The 17951-nt window shown below is 52.6% G+C and carries 16 protein-coding genes and 1 tRNA gene; 12 read left to right on the forward strand and 5 right to left on the reverse strand.

The features are described 5' to 3' along the window. Positions 1–78: 78 nt before the first annotated feature. Entirely contained in the window at positions 79–1167 is a 1089-nt protein-coding gene (locus JRI95_01185) for a 4Fe-4S binding protein (protein ID MBW2060156.1), read from the reverse strand. 581 nt (positions 1168–1748) lie between these two features. Here JRI95_01185 and JRI95_01190 point away from each other — a divergent pair. Then, positions 1749–2852 (forward strand): 4Fe-4S binding protein, encoded by a 1104-nt coding sequence (locus JRI95_01190; GenBank protein ID MBW2060157.1) that lies wholly within the window; start codon positions 1749–1751, stop codon positions 2850–2852. A gap of 61 nt (positions 2853–2913) precedes the next feature. On the opposite strand, the gene JRI95_01195 is transcribed toward JRI95_01190, so the two are convergent. Further along, positions 2914–3011, reverse strand: a tRNA-Sec gene (locus tag JRI95_01195). Positions 3012–3209: 198 nt separating this feature from the next. On the opposite strand from JRI95_01195, the gene dusB reads away from it, so the two are divergent. Genes dusB through JRI95_01230 form a run of 7 tightly spaced genes read left to right on the forward strand, consistent with a single transcriptional unit; the run spans position 3210 to position 9986 of the window. Next, on the forward strand, positions 3210–4223 hold the full coding sequence (dusB, locus tag JRI95_01200) for a tRNA dihydrouridine synthase DusB (GenBank protein ID MBW2060158.1): 1014 nt from the start codon (positions 3210–3212) through the stop codon (positions 4221–4223). After that, a complete protein-coding gene (ispH, locus tag JRI95_01205) occupies positions 4220–5965 on the forward strand; it encodes a 4-hydroxy-3-methylbut-2-enyl diphosphate reductase (protein ID MBW2060159.1) in 1746 nt (581 codons plus the stop codon). The genes dusB and ispH overlap by 4 nt, the downstream gene beginning before the upstream one ends. A 60-nt stretch (positions 5966–6025) precedes the next feature. After that, positions 6026–6610: a nitroreductase family protein gene (locus JRI95_01210; GenBank protein MBW2060160.1), complete on the forward strand. Its 585-nt coding sequence runs from the start codon at positions 6026–6028 to the stop codon at positions 6608–6610. Between the two features lie 13 nt (positions 6611–6623). After that, positions 6624–7484, forward strand: coding sequence for a glycosyltransferase (locus JRI95_01215; GenBank protein ID MBW2060161.1), 861 nt, complete (start codon positions 6624–6626; stop codon positions 7482–7484). An 8-nt stretch (positions 7485–7492) separates the two neighbouring features. Next, complete coding sequence (locus tag JRI95_01220) at positions 7493–8254, forward strand: laccase domain-containing protein (GenBank protein ID MBW2060162.1); 762 nt, start codon at positions 7493–7495, stop codon at positions 8252–8254. 11 nt (positions 8255–8265) lie between these two features. After that, the gene (locus JRI95_01225) at positions 8266–9069 is read left to right on the forward strand and encodes a dihydroorotate dehydrogenase electron transfer subunit (GenBank protein MBW2060163.1); all 804 of its coding nucleotides are present in this window, start codon (positions 8266–8268) and stop codon (positions 9067–9069) included. Then, a complete protein-coding gene (locus tag JRI95_01230; GenBank protein ID MBW2060164.1) occupies positions 9063–9986 on the forward strand; it encodes a dihydroorotate dehydrogenase in 924 nt (307 codons plus the stop codon). The genes JRI95_01225 and JRI95_01230 overlap by 7 nt, the downstream gene beginning before the upstream one ends. A gap of 100 nt (positions 9987–10086) precedes the next feature. On the opposite strand, the gene JRI95_01235 is transcribed toward JRI95_01230, so the two are convergent. From JRI95_01235 to selB, 3 genes are all read right to left on the reverse strand, one after another. Further along, the gene (locus JRI95_01235) at positions 10087–11325 is read right to left on the reverse strand and encodes a glycosyltransferase family 4 protein (protein ID MBW2060165.1); all 1239 of its coding nucleotides are present in this window, start codon (positions 11323–11325) and stop codon (positions 10087–10089) included. Positions 11326–11336: 11 nt separating this feature from the next. Then, positions 11337–12608 (reverse strand): glycosyltransferase family 4 protein, encoded by a 1272-nt coding sequence (locus JRI95_01240; GenBank protein MBW2060166.1) that lies wholly within the window; start codon positions 12606–12608, stop codon positions 11337–11339. Positions 12609–12757: 149 nt separating this feature from the next. Continuing rightward, positions 12758–14680 carry a selenocysteine-specific translation elongation factor gene (gene selB, locus JRI95_01245; GenBank protein ID MBW2060167.1) on the reverse strand — a complete coding sequence of 641 codons (1923 nt, stop codon included), beginning with the start codon at positions 14678–14680 and terminating at the stop codon, positions 12758–12760. Between the two features lie 192 nt (positions 14681–14872). On the opposite strand from selB, the gene ruvX reads away from it, so the two are divergent. The 4 genes from ruvX (at position 14873) to rsmH (ending at position 17942) form a co-directional block, all read left to right on the forward strand. Further along, positions 14873–15292: a Holliday junction resolvase RuvX gene (ruvX, locus tag JRI95_01250; protein ID MBW2060168.1), complete on the forward strand. Its 420-nt coding sequence runs from the start codon at positions 14873–14875 to the stop codon at positions 15290–15292. Between the two features lie 18 nt (positions 15293–15310). After that, positions 15311–16321, forward strand: coding sequence for an endolytic transglycosylase MltG (gene mltG, locus JRI95_01255; protein ID MBW2060169.1), 1011 nt, complete (start codon positions 15311–15313; stop codon positions 16319–16321). Between the two features lie 262 nt (positions 16322–16583). Beyond that, entirely contained in the window at positions 16584–17033 is a 450-nt protein-coding gene (mraZ, locus tag JRI95_01260) for a division/cell wall cluster transcriptional repressor MraZ (GenBank protein MBW2060170.1), read from the forward strand. Continuing rightward, a complete protein-coding gene (gene rsmH / locus JRI95_01265) occupies positions 17034–17942 on the forward strand; it encodes a 16S rRNA (cytosine(1402)-N(4))-methyltransferase RsmH (protein ID MBW2060171.1) in 909 nt (302 codons plus the stop codon). It abuts the gene before it with no gap. Positions 17943–17951: the final 9 nt, after the last annotated feature.

Here is a 17951-nt window from a genome sequence, read left to right on the forward strand (position 1 = left end):
GAAATCTAATGCCCGCCTCATCCTTGGCTATGTATAAAGAAAGGCGTCTTTCCTTTCTTGAGATCAACGGCAGGCAGACTATTTGAATACATTGAAGTCAATCCCGCGTTGACGTCCCCGCTCCTCGAACCAGCTTGCCTCATTCTCAGGGGGAGACACCAGCTCTTCCGGGGTCTTGTGAATCAGTTCAATGGCCTCGGAAGGACAGGTGCTTACACAAAGACCGCAGCCGATGCATTTTTCACGGATGACTTCGTAGTAATCCTTTCTTTCTACAATAGCGTTCACCTGGCAGCGTTCATCGGCGCAGGTGCCGCAGGCGGTGCATTCGTCCGGGTCTATCCTGGCGTAATAGTGAGAATTAACGACGTCTGACGCATTGATCCCCAATTTAGTGATGCCATTTAAAACGCCGCAACAGCACCCGCAGCAGTTGCAGATATAAAACAGGCCAGTCTGCATATTGTGGGTTAGGTGCACGAGTCCGGCCTCTTCGGCTTGATTAAGAATGGCGTAGGCTTCCTCCCTGGAGATAACGCGGCGGCCTTTGCCTGGATCATCGAAAATCCCTGGCACCGGAGCGAAGCCCATGCAGACATTGATGGGATTATCACAGCCCTGTCCCAGCATATGCTTTTCTTTTTTACAGATACATTCTTGAACAAAAAAGGATTTACTGTTTTCAATGAGATTGGAAACCTGCTCATATGGCAGGGCCTCCTGTTTGTTGGGAATCTCTTTTTCGATGGGTATAATCTGGAATTGCTGCGGCTGGTTCTTGAAGAACTGTGGACCAAAGATAGGGTAGTACTCCTCGTTCAGCTCCACAAGCTCCTGGTCAAGGTGAGGAAGCTGCATCTCAAAAATTCCAAAAAGCCAAGGCAGCATCTTGTAAAGCTTGACATCACCCAACGTGAGTCCCCAGAGCTGTCCTCGATCCACCATTGAAGATAATATCTTATCCAACCCCTCCAGGGGACGGCCCGTGCGTTCGGCGATCTGCTCTGCGGTCTCAAAGGTCAACCTCATGTCGCAAAAGAGATCGGCTGCCTCAGGGGTAAAAATTTTCTTCAGCAGCTTGATCTCTATGCCGCTTTCAGTGGAAGGGAAACCGTTTGGAAGAGTATCGAGGACCTTGGCCAGCTTGTGATAAACTTCGTCATTCATGATTTATTACCTTTCTTTATTTGAGGGTTATTAAATTAAATTTTTTTCTTTATCCTTCAGTTTTCAAACATATAAATAAATTGCAAATGATGTGTCCGAGACATCAGGGCCTGGGGCCAAATAGTCACTATTTTCTCAAGGAAATTCATTAATGGCGTTTCTTTGGAGGATACTTCATGACCATCTGCCAGGGGTCAATGGCACTGGAATCTAAATTGTTGCTTCAAGGATATAAAGAAAATTAGAAAAAACGACGTCTCTTGTCAAGCCTATTTAAGTTCACACCCGAAGCTCTCTAGAAAAAGAAGAGTCAGCGGCGGCTGACATTTATATGGAAATTCTTCCGAAGACTTGGCCTAGAGCGAACAATAAGACATTGCCTGCAACGGACTTTTCGGCCAGGACCGTTTTTGCCTTGACCTGATATTATTGGCCGATCCTTGAGCGGGGCCGCTAACAGAGAGTCATGGCTGAAATGTTAAATCAAAGGCTGAGTATTGTCCGAATTTTAAAAAGAAATTGATTTTCAAGATGGATTTTGGGAGAATAGGTCATTATATAAGGTCATAGAAGGTAAACTTATGCTGGAAAATGTATATACAAAATTAGCCTCCCACATGTCTGGCCTAGCCATCGGCCCTCCGAATAATGACTATCTCGTAAAGATTCTTCAGGAGAGCCTGAGTCCAGAAGAGGCCGAGATCCTCCTGACCTTACCGACCGGGATCCCGCCTTTCGAGCCGGTTGCTTTAAACGAAATTACCATGCATATAGACTGCTCTGAGCATGAATTGAAGTTAATTCTGGATAAACTTGCAGCTCAGGGGATGCTGTTCAAAGGTAATGACGGCCACGGTAAAAAAGGATACGCCCTGCACCAGTTCGGTTATGGAATGCCGCAGGCCATTTTTTGGCCAAACGAGGACACGGTATATGCCCGCAAGATGGCGGAGCTTAGCATGAAACATTCAAGTCCGGAAGTCCTCATTCAGGCCTTCGGAGGCCCTGATTCCAAGGTCTACCGCTGGATTCCTATAAACAAGAGCGTTGAATTCAACAAGCAGTCAGTATTACCTTACGCCAGCCTGGAGACAGTAATTGCGAAAACCACAGCTATCGCGGTTGTTAATTGCAATTGCAGAGTCATGTCCCGCCTCAAGGGTCGCGCTCCCTGCAAATACCCTCTCGACGTATGCATGAAATACGACGACCTGGCACAGTACGTTATTGATGTCGGAATCGGACGCCTGGTTTCTAAAGACGAAGCAATGGCCATCAACCTCAAGGCTGAGGAAGCCGGATGTGTTCACTTTGCTGACAACGTCATGGAGGGAGAAATCAAGCATGCTTGTAATTGCTGTCCCTGCTGCTGCTGGTCACTGGGCAATTTGAGTCGTCGCCGTATCCCTCGAGATCTGTTAATGGCCTGCCAGTTTATCCGGGCGACAGATTATGATAACTGCACTGGATGCGGGGCTTGCGTTGACGCCTGCCCCGTTAAAGCTGTTGAGATGAACGATGAGCGGCCGAACGTAGATAATGACTGGTGTATCGGCTGTGGTGTTTGCACCATGTCCTGTCCTAGTGGCGCCATCAGCATGGTCCGCCGGGAGGATATTGAAAAGCCGCTCTCAGATTTCAAGACTTTGAGTCAAAGACGTTTATTGGAGAAGGTTGAACTGTAAATAAGATCAGAATTTAAAAGCGCTACTCACCCAATATCCTGCTTTTACCTTTGAAAAAAAATGGCGGAAGTGCATGGGAATCGAACCCACCGCGGACGTTTCCAGCGCCCGCCACTGGATTTGAAGTCCAGGAGCCCCACCAGGGAACTAAGCACTTCCATATAGTAAGGTTACAATTTCAACCGACCACTGTCAATGCCCACCTACAGCTGACTTTGGATTGAATATCTTAAGGCAATGGTCTATGATAAAATCAGTCCCTGATGATAAGAATTATACTCAAAATGTTCATAATTTCTAAGCGTAAGCCATAACTCGTTTTTTGGTTCCTGGCGCTGCCCGGTCAGGTTGATTACTATGAATACTCATGGATTCAAACTTGGGAGCTTAAGCCTTGATAATCCCCTGGTTTTGGCTCCCCTGTCTGGAGCGACCAATCTTCCTTTTCGCCTCCTGGCCAAGCAGTATGGTGCGGGCCTGGTGGTGACCGAGATGATCAGCGCCGCAGGTCTGTGTCAGGGTGGAGCTAAGACAATCAGGCTCATGCAGAGTGTTCCAGAGGAGCACCCCCTGGCGGTTCAACTCTTTGGAACCAGGTCGGGATGGATGGCTCAGGCAGCGGCGCTGGTTCAGGAGGCCGGAGCGGATGTTATAGATATTAATATGGGCTGTTCGGTGCGAAAGCTTGTGCGCCATGGCGCCGGCGCGGCCTTGCTTAAGGATTTTGGTCTGATCAAGGAAATCCTGACCCAGGTCCGTCAAGCCGTGACTCTACCACTCACGGTCAAGACCCGAATCGGGTGGAAGCCAGGGGTTGGTGAAATCTTCGATCTGGTGTCCATCCTGGCTGACTGCGGCGTGGACGGGATAACTCTGCATGGCCGCTGGGCGGTCCAGGGATTTTCCGGGAAGGCGGACTGGTCCAAGATCGCTCGGCTGGTGGAGCTTTTTCCCGGCCCGGTCATCGGCAACGGTGACGTAACCTCTCCTGACCAGGTCGTTCGAATGTTAAGTCAAACCGGGTGTGCCGGTGTCATGATCGGCCGGGCCGCGCTTGGCAACCCCTGGATATTTCGTCAATCTCTGGCCCGGCTGGAAAACCGGCCGATGATGGAGCCTGATCTTAAAACTCGTTTCAGAACGGCAGGAGAGCATGCCAGGATGCTTCGGGATCACTTTGGTCTCCCGAAAGCTGTCTTTATGTTGCGCACGATTCTGATGTGGTACACTAAAGGCTTGAGGAATTCAGCGGCCTTTCGAGATCGGATCAATCAGGTCAAGGATTTTGAAGAGCTCATGAACATCCTAGACGAATATTTTGTCGAGCTCGAGGCCGGTCAGAAAATGGATGCGGAGGCCGCGGCGGGATGAAGATTAAGCTGGCCAAGACTTCGGGCTTCTGCATGGGGGTCCGCCGGGCCATGGAGATGATATTGGAGGCCCTCAACAGGCGAGAAGGCCCAATCTACTCTTACGGTCCCCTCATTCACAACTCTCAGGTCCTGGAAATGCTTGAAAATAAAGGACTCATGATCCTTGAGCCTGGCACGGACTCCCTGGCCGAGGTTAATGGTGGTTCCGTTATCATTCGAGCTCACGGCATCCCGCCCGGGGAAGCTAAAGCCCTTGAGGCCGCGGGTTTATCAATCATTGACGCCACCTGCCCTCGGGTGATTCGCGTCCAGACCATCATTCACAAGCAGGCGCAAATGGGCTATACACCCATCATCGTTGGCGACGCTGATCACCCGGAAGTGATCGGTCTGCTGGGGTATGCGGACGGAAAAGGGCATGCGGTGAAAAGCAAGGCCGAAGTCGAAACGCTTCCGGATTTCGATAAGGTGATTGTGGTCGCCCAGACCACCCAGACTAAACGACTTTTTGAGAAGGTGGTCGAGGCGGTGAAGGCCCGCTGGCCCGAGGCCTTGATCTTTACGACCATTTGTGGAGCTACACATCGTCGTCAGGAGGAGGTTCGACGCCTCGCTCATGAGGTTCAGGCCATGGTCGTGGTGGGAGGGCACAATAGCGGCAACACCGCACGCCTGGCTGAAGTCTCCCAGGCAGAGGGCCTGAAAACCATTCATCTCGAAACCGAGGACGAGCTGGATCCTGGCTGGCTGGCCAACGTGGATACAGTCGGGATTTCCGCCGGGGCCTCGACCCCCAACTGGATGATCAAACGGGTCGTCCGGGAGCTGGAGCGGGTAGCCAGCAGTCGGGAGTTATCCTTGCGCAACATTTCTCGCCGCATACTGCGCGTTCTGCTCTTAAGCAATATTTATGTGGCCTTGGGCGCAGGTTCGCTCTGTATGGCCGGGGCCTTGCTTCAGGGTCTGTCCGTCAGCCTTGAGCTTTTCGCCGTAACCTTTTTCTATGTCCACGCCATGCACATGCTCAATCTCTTCCTGGATAAGGAAGCCGGGAAATATAATGATCCGGACCGGATTCTCTTCCTGGAATCTCATAAAATTTTACTTATTAGCTTGGGCATGTTTTCCGGGCTGATTTGTCTGGTGCTGGGTTTTAAGATCAGCCTTGGTGTTTTTATCCTTTTTATGGTTACAGGCGCTGTCAGTTTTCTTTACCCCATTCGGATTATGCCTCGTTTTCTTGGGTCCTATACCAGGGTGACCAAACTGAAGGACATCCCGGCATCCAAGACCTTATCCGTCTCGGCAGGTTGGGCCTTGAGCCTCAGCCTCATACCGGCCCTGGCGCCCGGGGGAGCGGTGACCTGGTCTACGGTTTTGGTCGCTGTGGTTATCTTCCTTCTGGTCTTTATCCGGAGTTCTCTGGGTGGGATTTTTGATATCCAGGGCGACCGGATCGTAGGCCAGGAGACAATTCCCATCATTGTCGGCGAAGAAAGAACCCTGTCTCTCCTGACCGTGACGAATGGTCTCTTAATTGTGGTTCTGGTCGGAGGTTGGCTTTTGGAGTTTATGCCTTCACTGGCCTTATTTCTTCTGGCTTTACCGGCATACGCCGCCTTTTACCTGGCTTTGTACCAGCGGGAGAGGCTCGTTATTGGAACCTTTTTTGAGGCCTTGGTGGATGCCGATTTCCTCCTGGCCGGACTGGTTTCCTGGGTGTGGTGGTTAACCGGATGAGGTGAATGCAAACCTCGTTTAATCCTTTGGCGCTCGTGCAAGATCAACAGGAGGGATACAATGGATATCCATGAGTTAATTCGGTCTCGGCGCTCGGTCCGCCGCTTTCAACCAAAGCCTGTGCCTCTTGAGGTCCTGAAGAAAATGGTGGACGCAGGCCGCCTGGCCCCGTCCGGGGCGAATTTCCAGCCGCTTCGTTACCTGGTTGTAACCGAAGAAAAAAAGCGGGCCAAGATTTTTTCGACCCTCAAGTGGGCGGCTCACATTCGTCCGGATGGCGACCCGCCGCCGGGACATGAACCCGCGGCCTATATTATTCTTCTGATAGACGAGCGGGTGGGGGCCAAGGCAGTTTATAACTATGATGTGGGGCTTGCGGCCGAGAATGTGCTGCTGGCCGGTTTAGCCGAAGGCGTGGCCGGCTGCCTCTTGCTGTCCTTTGGCCGCAAGGAAGTAACGGAGCTCTTCAATCTGCCAGAGCATCTCACGCCGAATCTCGTGATAGCCTTGGGATACCCGGATGAAAAACCGGTGTACGTGGACAGGTCAGATACCTATCGGTACTGGCGGGATGAGAGTGGCGTAATCACCGTGCCCAAAATCCCCCTGGATGAGGTTATGTTCATCAACAAAGTTAAAGCTTAGAAGCGTTGTCTTAATGTCCCCTGCGGTCAGCGTCATTATTCCGACTTACAACCGGGCCGAAATGCTGCCCCGGGCCATAGATTCGGTCTTAAGCCAGACTTTCAGGAACTTCGAGTTGATCGTGGTGGATGACGGGTCAACGGACCGGACGGCTGATGCCCTGGCCGCCTACCAGGACCGTGTGATCCTGCTTACCAGGCCGCACCGCGGCGTGAGCGCAGCCAGAAATCAAGGTCTGACTGCGGCTAGAGGTGAGTTTATCGCCTTCCTGGACTCGGATGATTACTGGCTCCCGGAAAAACTTACGGTGCAGGTAGATTTTTTCCGTCAACATCCTCGATCCTTTATCTGCCAGACCGAGGAGGTCTGGTATCGCCGGGGACAAAGGGTAAATCCCGGGAAAAAGCATGCCAAGCCTTCGGGCGATATCTTCCTTAGTTCTCTGGAACTCTGCCTCGTCAGTCCCTCAGCGGTGATGATCAGGAAAGAGCTTTTTGACCGCGTGGGTGTATTTGACGAAAGCCTTCCGGCCTGCGAGGATTACGATCTCTGGCTGCGCATCGCGGCGCACTATCCGGTCTATCTCCTGGATGAGCCGCTGGTCGTTAAAACCGGCGGTCACTATGACCAGCTTTCTCGGACTACCCCGGCTCTTGATAAATACAGGGTTCAGGCCATACTCAAGCTTTTAAGATCCGGGACTTTATCCCTTCCGCAGGCCAAAGCAGCGCGAGTCGAATTGATCCACAAGGCCACGATCTACGGCCAGGGCTGCCTTAAACGAGGCCGAACTAGGGAAGGACATGAATATCTTGAACTGGCCGCATGGGCGCGCCAGGAATCTGATTCGGCTATTTCAAATTTGGTGGTATAAGCAGGAAGATGATACTCTGCCAGGAAAGCTGTCTGACCTTTTACCGTTTCGAGCTATATGACTCATTCCCCGGATTGGTTCATGGAGTGACTACCAGGGTCGGTGGGATTAGCCCCCAGGGTTTAAACCTGGCCTTTGGGCCTCACGATTCCGCGGCTAACGTTCAAGCCAATCTTGATTTGGTGAGCAGGGCGGTGGGTTTTGACCGTCTGGTTTGTGCCAAACAGGTTCACGGCGACCGGTCCCTGGTGGTTGGAACGGAGTCGGATTGTGATTCCGATTCTGGGGGCGAGGCGTTAGGCGGATTCGACGCGCTCATTACGGCTGATCGAGGCCTTGGACTGCTGGTTACTCTGGCGGACTGTCAAGGAGTGGTGCTTTTCGACCCGGCGAGAAATGTAGTGGCAGTGGTTCATAATGGGTGGCGGGGAAGCGTGGCCGACATTCTGGGCAAAACGGTATTCAGGCTGAAGAAGGATTTCAGGGTCCGGCCGGGAGATCTTTTAGTCGGAATCAGTCCTTCGCTGGGGCCATGCTGCGCTGAGTTCGATAATTATACTGAGGAATTGCCTCCAGAATTCTGGAAGTACCGCATCAGGGACCAGCACTTTGATTTCTGGGACATCAGTCGGGATCAACTGACGGCCGCCGGTGTGCGGTCGGAAAACATCGAAGTCGCTGAGGTATGCACCGTGTGCGATGATGCGTTCTTTTCTTTTCGACGAGAAAAGCTCAGCAACCGTTTCGGCCTGATGGCAGGCCTGGCTTAAGGGGAACAAACTTGGCCGAGGTATTTATCAAAGTCTGCCCCGTGCTGGAAAATCAGCGTTTGGCGGAGCGAACTTTTCTGATGAGGCTTCAGGCTCCTGAGATCGCGGCGGTGGCAAAGCCGGGCCAGTTTATCATGGTTCAGACCGGACCTGGATGGAGGCAGGGCGGCCCCCTGCTGCGGCGACCTTTTTCCTTGCATCGGCTGGGTCCATCGGGTGAAATTTCTCTGCTTTATCGTGTGGTCGGGATGGGGACCAGGCTGATGGAAAGGATGGACCCTGGCGACAAGCTGGAGGTTGTGGGTCCTTTGGGTCGAGGCTTTAATCTGCATCTTGGGGATACTCAGGCCTATCTCGCGGCCGGGGGAATTGGTCTGGCGCCGATGATCGCCCTGGCAGAGGCCCTTACGGGTCAGCCAAGTAAATTCTTTTATGGCGCCCGCACCTCAGATGAGGTGGACGCCTTTCTGGGGCTGCTCGGACAAGCTTCTTACGCCGGGGAGATAATTGTAATATCGGAAGATGGTCTTCGTTTCCCGAAAGGCATGGTGACGGAACCCTTGGCTGCGGCCTTAAAGGCCGGTCCTGCCTCAATTTTTGCTTGCGGCCCCCGGCCTATGCTGGCTCAGGTCGCTGTCTTAGCCAGAGAAGCCGGGTCGCCGGCCCAGGTTTCTCTGGAGGCGCATATGGCTTGCGGACTGGGGGCTTGCTTAAGTTGTGCGGTCGAACTGGCGTCGAGCGGGCGGGACGAGCCGGTTTACGCTCGGGCCTGCGTTGAAGGGCCGGTCTTTTCGGCTGAGGAGGTTAGATGGTAGCTCGACCTGATATGAGTGTGGATCTGGGGAGGCTAGTGCTCAAGAACCCGGTCCTGGCCGCTTCAGGAACTTTTGGTTACGGTCAGGAGCTGGCGGATTTTTGCGATCCTGCGCTGCTGGGGGCCGTGGTGGTCAAGGGCCTATCACTCAAACCCTGGCCTGGGAATCCGCCGCCTCGCATTGTGGAAACCACGGCCGGGATGCTCAATGCCATTGGTTTGCAAAACGTGGGCCTTGAATCCTTTTTAAAGGACAAGCTTCCGTGGCTGGTGGAGCGGGGTGTGACCGTGGTCGTCAATATCTTGGGAGAGTCGGTTAAAGAATACGCTGCCTTGGCTGAAGGGCTTGGAGAAGCCGAAGGGGTGGCCATGATCGAAATCAATATTTCCTGTCCCAACGTGGCCGCCGGGGGGCTGGCCTTTGGCGCCAGCCCTGAAGATACGGCCCGTGTGGTTCAGGCTGTGGTCGAGGCAGCCAGGCAGCCGATCATGGTTAAGCTGACTCCAATGGTTTCAGATATTGTGACAGTGGCTCAGGCCGCGGTTGAGGCCGGGGCTGATGTTATTTCCTTGATCAACACCATCCCGGCCATGGCCGTGGACCTTGAAAACCGGCGGCCCGCCTTGAAAAACGTGGTTGGCGGCCTTTCCGGGCCAGCCATCAAGCCCGTAGCCTTGCGGCTCGTGTGGCAGGTGGCGCAGGCCGTGCATGTGCCGGTGGTCGGAGGCGGAGGCATTATGACCGCCGAGGATGCGCTTGAATTTTTACTGGTCGGGGCCAGGGCCGTCCAGGTTGGCACGGCCAGCTTCGTTGATCCCCGGTCCCCACTCAAGATACTGGAAGGGATAGAAGCCTATTTTAGAAAAAACAATATTCCCGAACTTTCCGTCTGGGCGGGAAGTCTGAACATGGAATAGCTTCGAAACATCTCCGGCTTAAAGGACGATTTTTTTCAGATGGAGTTTTTAAACGGCATTCTCTCTGACGCGCTAAACCGACTCGCCACTCGGGCCGACCTCACTCTTTGATTATCTGGCGCAGGAAAGGTAATAAATCGTTTTTGCAGATCATGTCCCAGACATAATGGCGCATTATATTGCGGAACATATGGTGTGTCTGAATATGGTCCAGATATTCAATAATCCGGCCGGAAATAGAGAGCGGCGGGTCATCCAGTCCAAAGAAACAAATATTTTTTCCCACTTCTTTAAAAGCCGGGATTTCTGAGCAGGCGATGGGCAGCTTTAAGAGGCCCGCTTCAAGGAGCGGTAGCCCAAAGCCCTCGTCTTTGCTCGTCATAAGAAGGAGATCGGCCAGGAGGTAGAAATCGCGGACGATAGCATGCGTCGGGGCCTCAATTTTTCCGCCGTCAGACATTTGTTCGGCCAGGAAGATAATATTGTCATTAAGGCTGAGTTCATTGATCCAGTATTTAAGACGGCGATAGTAAGGTAGAGCCTTGACTTCGTGGGGATCATAGGCCCCGGTCAGGAGGAGAAGTACATTAAGGCCCATTTTCTTAAAGCCGTAAATAATGTGGATTGATAGCTCAATGTCCTTACGAGGCGTTATCCGGGCAGGTTGGATGATGACGAGGTCGCGGGAGAACAGCTCAAATTTTTCCATAATCCTCACGGATTTTGGATCCAGGTAGAAAAGGGTCCTCGGGTCTATCCCATCGCTGATCACCTTCCAGGAGCCTCCGCTTAGTTCTTTGAACATCCGTTTTCGTGACTCTGATATGGTAACGTAATATATGTCTGGATGGATCTGATTGAGGATCGCCCACGGTGGATGGCTCAAAAAATCCGGGGGCGAGGAACTGAAGTATGGGGAGTCGTGGGCCCAGCTAACCACGAGCGGGCTGGTTTTTGAGGCGGCCAAGCGCCTCAGAGCCAGGGCAAGCGGAAGGTTGAAAGGCATCTGAAGGACGTTGTGGGCCAGGATCACGTCAAGCTCACGGGACCAGTCCAAAAGGATTTCATGGATCATAATCGTGGGCTGCTTCAACTCGCTGTGATGTCCGGCCCAGGATTGTTTATGCGCTTTGTTGATTTGATCATTTTGGGAACCGAGCAAGGGTTCGATGCGCACCGGGCAGCCTTGGCACGAGTCCCCGCCCATGCCGGCCAGGATGGAGACCGTCTGGTCTTTGCGGCTGAGCGCTGAGGCCTGTTGCCTGATTACTTCTTCGACGCCGCCTACCACCGGCGGGCAGGAGTAATGCAGGATGCCTATGCGCAAAGTCCTTTCCACCGTCCTATTCACTATCCCCTGGGTTTATGGGTCTGCAAAAACAGCATTTCGATCAAAGGCAGGAGCTTTTTCTCCAGAACCTCATAAGAAAAATATGTTTGACCGAGCTGGTAGTTCTTCTCCAAAAGCTGGTCCAGGTTTTTTTGATCTAGAAATTTCTTGATCTGGTTCACGATTTTTTTGGTGACAAAGGCGTTGAAAGAGATAACTTTAAAACCGCACGGTTCGATGTCTTCGATAAAGATGGTATAGCGATTGAGGACGAGTGGCTTCTTGAAGTAGATAGCTTCTATAAAGGCGTTACCAAAGCCTTCGTAACCTGAAGGGTAAGTCACCAAATCGGCAGCCTGATAGACATCATCAATGGTGTATTTCCCATGAGACCTGGAGTTAAAACACCGGGTTGAATCAACCATGTCACCGATGCATTCCATTTTCACTTTTAAACGCTGGGCGTATTCCATGACCCTTTGCATGTATTGATCCCCTTCGTCACCAATCTTATGTGAGACAATCAGGCGGGGACGTTTTAAGTCCATGAGACTTACCATTTCAATCGCCCGTTCGATCCACTTGCGCGGCACAACCCTGGTCGGCTGAAGCACAAAGAGATCATCATCCTGAAATCCGAGCTCCTCACGGAGGCCTTCCTGCTTGGCTGAGGGTTGAGGCGGGTTGCCGAAATCAAAGACGTTAGGGATAACGACGTTGCTTATTCCGCGGCGATAACTCAGTTCCCGGGAAGCCTTGGAGTTGATAACCACGTGGCGAATGCAGTTGTGGTTTGGAGGGAAAGAATAATCAATGTAATCCTGGACAGCGTTGATTAGAAACCTGTCCCGCTCCCAGGCGAAATCATGGTGATGGGCCACGGTCGGCATGCCTGTTTCGGCAATAAATTCAGTGAGGGCCATGCCTAAAGGGATATGCATCGGAATGGTGAGGGCGTTTTCTGCGATTAAAAGATCAATGTCAAATTCGCGGCAGAATTCGTAAAGCCTCTTCTTAAGGAAATTCCTCAGCTTATGTATCTTCCCGGATAAAGTGGACTTACGGGTCGTGGGGCCGAAACAGTCATCATGCAATTCCGCGATTTCAGGATCGGCAAAATGGGCCTTCGGTTCCAAGAAGGAGTGGTCAGGAGGAGTGTCCAGTTCCCCGGCAAAGGCAAAGCATTCGTATCCATTTCGTTCAAGGACCTGCGTCCATTTGAAGGCTTCCAGAGAAACGCCGTCTGTGCCTGCAAGACGTGTGGAGACGAATCCTATCTTTCTATTCTGCATCACTATTCTCCTTGGCTGCTGCGAGGCTCAATACCTCTGCTGCAAAGCAATCTATTGAGCTGAATTTATAAAGATAACATGAAATCGCGGTCCGGTCAAAAAATCCTGGTCCGCTGGCCCGCCGCATAATCCCTGCCAGCGCTTACCAGTCACTGCCTGCCTTCCTTGCGCAGGATCCGGGTGTCACCCACGCGCATGGTTAGTCCCTGAGCGTCAAAATACTCAAGCAGGGGGATGAGGTACTTGCGGGTAAGACCGGTTATCTCTTTGAACTGCGGCGTGGTTAGTTCTTTGTGGCGTTGAAAATGAGTCAAGAGCTGTTCCCGCGCCTTTACGATTGCCTTGCGATGGAAAAAAAGGTCTGCCTTAACCCTTACCAGGAGGCCTCTTTTCAGCAACAATTCCAGGACCTCCTTCCGCTGATCCGGCGTACCGGGGAGGCTGCGGGAGACATCTTTGTAAAAGGGCGGGGTGAGGCCGGTCTCCTGGTACGCCTTTAATAACCGGGTTTCTATCTCCTGATGTTCTTCGGCCAAACTCGGAAGATGGCCAGCCAGATGAATCTCGTCCCGGTCAACGCCCACCGCCCCGCTCTGGAGCAGGTGATCCAGGACAAAGGTCAGGAGTTTGTTGTCCGCGAGGGGTGGGACGCGAGTTTTCAGTTCTTCCTTGTTTAGTCCCGGACGTAAAGGAAACTCTTCATGGTAGCCTTTTAGTATGTTCAAGACCTGACCGGTCAACCCGTCAAAGGCCGTCCGACTCATCATATTGCCTTGGGTCTTGTCATAGACAATGGCTTCCTGTTGAGACAAAATCTGATCAAGGGCCGTTTTGATTTTTTTCGCTGGAAGATCAATCAAAGCGGCCAGGTCCTGCTCTGATATTCCCTTTGTTCCCGTACCATCAATAAGACTCTTGAGGCTCTCCACCGGGTCACGTTTTTTCAATGTGGCCAGATTTTCCAGGATGGGATCCTGGAAGCGTTTATGGCGCGAGGCATGGGGATGCAAGATCTCGCCACCGGCAATCGTCTGGATCGGGGAGTAACTGCGCATCACGAATCGGTCCCCGGAGAGGGCCGCCGCTTCCTGCTCCAGTTGGATTTGAGCCATTCCAGACTGACCAGGGACCAGTTCTTCGGTGTCAAGAAGAAGGAGGATACCCAGGATTTCGGCGGTGCCCAGGTGAAAGCGCACTCTGGTCCTGTTCTTGAGAGGTTTCTCATTGCCAGACAGGTACTGAACCCACACATCCATCCTCCGGCTCGTGCGCAGGGTATTCGGATGAGCCAGGACCTGGCCTCTTTGAACCTCGTTCCGATTGAGCCCCTGGAGGTTGATGGCCGTTCTCAGACCAGCGCTGACCTGAGAAACGCTCTGGTTATGAACCTGAAGTCCCCTGACCTTGCTCGTCTTTTGACCGGGATAGATCATAACCGTGTCTCCCAGCGACAAGGTGCCGGAGACGGCCGTGCCTGTGACTACCGTGCCGAAGCCCTTCATGGTAAAGACCCGGTCCAGAGGCATCCTGAACAGACTGCCCGCCTGCCGTTCTTTCACCCGAGGCACTACCTGGGAAATGGCAGCCAAGACTTGGTCGGCTCCCTGACCGTTTACCGCAGAAAAATAGACCAAGGGTGCATTTTCCAGGAAAGTATTGCTCACGAATTCACGGATATCCTCCTCCACCAACTGGAGCCATTCTTCATCAGCCAGGTCCACTTTGCTCAGGACAATCAGGCCGTGATCTATCCCTAGAAGCTGACAGATGTCCATGTGCTCTCTGGTTTGAGGCATGACGCCCTCATCAGCGGCGATGACCAGGGCGACCAGATCAATGCCCGTGGCCCCGGCGACCATGTGCTTGACAAACCTTTCATGGCCTGGGACATCAACAATCCCCACCAGCTGGCCGTTTGGCAGGTTCAGGTGAGCAAAGCCCAGTTCAATGGTAATTCCGCGAGCTTTTTCTTCCTTAAGCCGATCGGTGTCAATACCGGTCAGGGCGTAAATCAGGCTGGTCTTGCCATGGTCAATATGCCCGGCCGTACCAAGAATAATGGGTTTAGTCATGCCCGTTGGACTCCCTTAATGTATGATCTTCTGACTTCTGATCTTTGATTTTATTATAATTCCAAGATATAGGGGGTCAAGAGGGAATTGGCAAGTCACTTGCCAAGGAGACGCTGAGGTGTTAGAAAAATCAATGTCAATCCTTTTCCAGGCGGCCGGGCCCGTTATGAAGGCGCCCGCAGGGAGGGTTTTTTGAAGATTATGGGTTTAGATCCCGGGTCCAAGCGGGTCGGAGTAGCCTTAAGCGATGAACTGGGTATGATCGCCTCGGGCTTAACCACCCTGACCTGGGACAGCCAGGAACAGCTCCTGGCCGGGATTCAGAAACTGGTGGCTGAACATAAGGTCGAGAGAATCGTCGTCGGTCTGCCCCGGCGCATGGATGGAACTCTGGGACCTGCAGCTGAGGCGGCCTTGTCTCTGGCTGAAGCGCTCAAGACCATCCAGGGTCTGGAAGTCCTGACCTGGGATGAACGCTTTTCAACAGCGGCCGTGGAACGTGTCCTGATCGAGGCCGACGTGAGCCGCAAGAAGCGGAAAGAGGTTCGCGACAAGGTGGCCGCGGCTTACATCCTGCAAGGATATCTCGATTCCCTGAATGTTTTTTCTTGATTATCGGAGGAATTCCAGATGCGCCGCTTCCTGCTTTGGGCCGGGATAATAAGCCTGATCATACTGCTGGCAACATCCGGTCTGGCGTGGTACCAGGTGAATCTCCTCCTGTCCCCGGTTTCGAGCAACAAGAAGCAGGTGCTTGTGACTATCCCCAAAGGGGCAACGCCAGGCGAGATGGGGAGGCTGCTGGAGGAGGCGAAGGTGATTCGCTCGGCCAAGGCCTTCCGTTACCTGGTGGCCTGGAAAAAGGCGGGCCCCAGACTTCGGGCTGGTGAGCATCTGCTTGATCCCAGTTTTAACACCTCGGAAATCATAGAAAGCCTGATCAAAGGCCGGTTGAAGATGCACCGGCTGACCCTGGCTGAAGGCCTGACCATGGCTCAAATTGCAGTGATGGTCTCCAGGGCCGGGTTGGCCGGGGAGGACAAGCTGTTCAGCCTGTTCAACAACACTGAATTCATCGCCTCCTTGGGGCTCGATGTCCAAAGCCTGGAAGGTTACCTTTTCCCTGAGACCTACTATTTTACTGCCGGAGCTTCTGCCTCAGATATCATCCGGGCCATGGTAGACAGATTTTGGGAGGTCTGGAGCCGCTATGAAGCCCAGGCGCAAACTACGGGCATGACCCGGCATGAGATCGTTACTCTGGCTTCTATCGTGGAGAAAGAAACCGGAGATGGGTCTGAAAGGCCCCTCATTGCAGCCGTATTCCTCAACCGCCTCAAGAAGGGCATGCGGTTGCAAAGCGACCCGACCGTAATTTATGGTCTCAAGGATTTTGATGGAAACCTGACGCGCAGACACCTCGAAGCCTATACCCCTTATAACACCTACCAGATCAAGGCCTTGCCTCCCGGGCCTATTGCGAACCCCGGCGAGGCCAGTCTCAAGGCCGTCCTGGAACCGGCTAATGTCAATTACTTCTATTTTGTCTCGAAAAATGATGGGACACACCATTTTTCTACTACTTTGACTGAGCATAACCGGGCGGTAAATCTTTATCAGCGACGTTATCGCCGCCAGTAAGGCCCGTAAATATCTTCCTTCAGTAAGTCATACCCCCCTCTTTTTGCTTCATTTTTGACACATCTATACATGATGTTGTGGTTTGATGCATTATATCTCCTATATATCGTAGTTTAATTTTCAGCAAAAAATTTAATAATTTCTAAAGGTTCAGTGAATTTTTTCCTTGACAGGTGGGGAAAAGAGGCATAAAGTGGTTCATTAAAGGCACAGAGTGGAAAAAGTTGGCAGAGAGGGGGACCTTGCCCCCAAGGTATGATCAATGTTCAAAGGCAATTTTCAACACACGATTGATCCCAAGGGCCGGATGTCCGTCCCGACGCGGTTCAGGGATTTGATCCCGGATGATGGACACGGGAAACAGCTCGTTATCACCTGGGGGATGACCGGCGAGTGTCTCTGGGCTTATCCTCAGGAGGACTGGGAGGAGATCGAGGAACAGATCAGGCGCACGAAATCCAGCCCTCAGAAAGACGCCTTTGTTCGTAACTTCATCGGGAACGCTCATGAATGCACCCTGGACAAGATGGGTCGTATCTTAATTCCGCCGACATTGCGTGAAAAAGCTGGTTTAAAAAAACATATCGTGGCCGTGGGCGCGTTGCAGAAGTTTGAGATCTGGGACCAGGAACGTTATAAAGCCTTTGAGCAGGGCGAGGTTCCGCAAACCCTGGCCCAGGAGTTTTATGAGTCTGAAGAGATCAGGATATGATTGCACATGAATTACAGTCATCTTCCAGTGATGCCTTTGGAAACGATGTCCGCCCTGAGTGTCGAGGAGGGTGGTCAGTATATAGATGGAACGATTGGTGGGGGGGGGCACGCCCGGTTGATCCTGGAGCGTATTGGACCCAAGGGCCGTCTCTTGGGTCTGGACCGGGATCCGGACGCTATCAGCTATCTCGAGGAGGTGCTCAAGCCTGCCGCATCTAATTTAACGTTGTATCATGGGAATTTCTCCCGGCTGGACATGATCCAGACCAAACTTGGATGGGGGGCCGTGGACGGCATTATCCTTGATTTAGGCGTAAGTTCTTATCAGCTCGAGGAAGCGAACCGTGGGTTCTCTTTTCTGCGGGATGAGAAATTGGACATGCGCATGGATCCCACTTCGGGAGAACCGGCGTCGGTTTTAGTCAACCGGCTTTCGGAAAAGGCCTTGGCCGACCTGATCTTCCGGTATGGAGAGGAGAGGAATTCTCGCCGTATCGCCCGGAACATCGTTCGTGCCCGGGAAAAGAGACCGTTGATCACTTCGTTCAGACTGGCCGAAGAGGTCCGAAAATCTTTTGCCAGGCCGGGAGGCCGAACCCGTATTCATCCAGCCACCCGCACCTTCCTGGCCCTGCGCCTCGCCGTTAACAATGAATTAGAACATCTGGAAAAGTTCCTCGCCCTGGCACCGCAACTGATAAAAGCGGGCGGGCGGTTGGTGGTCATCAGTTTTCATTCTTTGGAAGATCGTCTTGTCAAGAGAGCGCTTGTTCAACCGAAGCGAGCTCGGGAGGGGGAGGCATATTTGACGAGGCTGTATAAAAAACCAATTAGACCCACACCCGAGGAGATCGCCCGCAATCCCAGAGCCAGGAGCGCCAAACTTCGGGCTGGTGAGCGTGTTTGAGGCGTTTGA

The sequence above is a fragment of the Deltaproteobacteria bacterium genome, from assembly GCA_019308995.1.
In the GTDB taxonomy this organism is placed as follows: Bacteria; Desulfobacterota; Desulfarculia; order Adiutricales; family JAFDHD01; genus JAFDHD01.